2 protein-coding genes are annotated in these 2,169 nt (G+C 44.5%); both read left to right on the top strand.

Features of this window, described 5'->3' with window-relative positions:
* On the top strand, positions 1 to 1,301 hold a 1,301-nt coding region (locus tag EAE90_RS24120; RefSeq protein ID WP_246551117.1), incomplete at its 5' end, for a VENN motif pre-toxin domain-containing protein.
* Positions 1,302 to 1,303: 2 nt separating this feature from the next.
* On the top strand, positions 1,304 to 1,909 hold the full coding sequence (locus EAE90_RS23025) for a hypothetical protein (protein WP_214055428.1): 606 nt from the start codon (positions 1,304 to 1,306) through the stop codon (positions 1,907 to 1,909).
* Positions 1,910 to 2,169: the final 260 nt, after the last annotated feature.

Below are 2,169 nucleotides of genomic sequence, written 5' to 3'. Positions count from 1 at the left end.
CCAATACCCTGGCCCATGCCATTCTGGGGGCAGTGGCCGCCGAAGTCAGTGGTAACAATGCGCTGGCGGGGGCAGCAGGAGCGGCGGGCGGTGAACTGGCCGCACGAGAACTGATGAAGCATATTCACGGAGAAAATGCTAAAGTCAGTGACTTAAGTGAAGAGGAAAAACAGACCATCAGCACTCTTTCTACCCTGGCAGCAGGGCTGGCAGGCGGCATTGCCGGTGACTCCACCGGCAGCGCCGTCACCGGTGCCCAGGCCGGGAAGAATGCGGTGGAGAATAACTTCCTGAGTGTGAATGAGCTGGACAACTTTGCGCACCAAGCCCGTACCTGTGAAGGCGAAAGCTGCAAGCAAGTGGTCAAGGATATGGTGGAAACCAATATCCGCAATCAGCAGGAAATGATAGATTTCTGCAACAGCAACCCGACCCAGTGTGCGCAGAAGTATGGTTATCTGGTTGATCAGTGGCCGGTGTTTGAACGTACCCTCAAAAATATGGACCGGGATGGCACATTGCCGGTTGAGTTCAGAAATTACCTGTCGGCAGTGAATACGTTAAGTCAGGCTGCCACAGGCAAGATAAGCGAACTCGGCTGGTCAAAACGCTTTGAGGCGATGGGCATGAGTCCTGAAACGGCCCAAGCAATGGCGATGACATTACCGATTGTGGTTGAGGGAACCAGAGGAGCGAAATCCTCACCATCGTCTTCTAAAGTCGCGGCAAACAGCCAAGGCACTAATTGGAAAGCCGGTGAAGGGCAATACAGTCAGAAGAATCAAGGCACGGTGACGAATGTTGAACACCCAGTTGGTAAGTATGATAGGAAGTCTGTGCCTAATGTTAATAAAGGGATTAGCGCTGCTCAATCTGATAAGATAGCAGCTCAAGCACAGCAAAATCTCTTAAATGAAATTAATGGATTTACATCTAAGTCACAGGCAAGTAAGAACGCAACAATGGTTGGCGCATATGATCCAGTGACAGGAAAAATAGCTACAGGTAGTAGCAACGCTAAAATAACAGCAGAAGCATTACATCCGGACACTGTTAAGTACATTGAAAAACAGTTAAATGTTAAGATTGGAGAATTCACAAGTTTTTGTAAAAACAAAGCGGGTGCTTGTGCTGAAGTTTCTGCTGCGGATCAACTAGTCAGACAAGGTGTAAATCCATCTAGAATTAAATTTACTGATGCACTAAGGCCCAGAGATGTCTGGAGGAAAGACAATATTCCTTCTGATGCTATAATCCCACCGTGTGCAAACTGTGCGGTAAGTTGGCCAAAAGGAAAATAGACATGACAATATTAAATGAAAACTGGAAGCCAGAATTTGGAACAATATTTACTTGGTTTGCGATGGATAAGAATGGAAGAATTGCCGTGATGGTTAATAATTGTTTTGGCGATTTACCTAAAAAAATATTATCAATTAGCGATGCAGAGTCACTTCTTGATCAATTAACGGAATATATGTGGGAAGAGTCATCATGTTTTACTAATTATCCTCAAAATAAAAATGGGCATTTTTCGGTTGATTTATATTCATCTTGGCGTAACAGAGATAACCTGTCCAAAGCAGACATTTCTGAAAACCTTGAGAATAGTTTAGTTGAATCAGGTCATTACAGTGAAACTAACTTACCTGTTAATAAAGGTTTTTTTGTTTATCATGGTGTGGAGGGTAGTTATGAAGGAGAAGACTATCCAATAGGCTATGATGGTGAAACAAAAATGGGAGACTATTTTAGGTATCTGATACCAACGGTTTATGCATCAATCGATGATTTCCCAAAAGAGCTACACAGAGGGATTGCTGTATCTAATACTGTAGATTTTACTGTTGATCGTTTACTGGATAATGATCTTATCAATACCTATTTCACGCAAATGTACTCAGAGTAAATAAAAATATAGATCCCGACCTTGTGAACTGCACCCCGAAAGTTGGACACCCAACAAGTAGGGGAAGCTCTGTATGAAGAATTACAGCAAGTGTTTGCTCACATTTAAGTGGACACCGCTTCATCAGACCTGATAGAACACAGCAAACAGACCAGTAAAGGCTTACTCTCCAAATCCTCCGTCGAAACCCACGACGAAGTGCATGAACGCCGCGCACAGAGCACCACGCTCAGTGGCGACAGCGTGACTGTACAGGCCGG

This window comes from Photorhabdus caribbeanensis, from assembly GCF_018448885.1.
GTDB lineage: Bacteria > Pseudomonadota > Gammaproteobacteria > Enterobacterales > Enterobacteriaceae > Photorhabdus > Photorhabdus caribbeanensis.
This window is presented reverse-complemented; position numbering and strand designations above follow the sequence as displayed.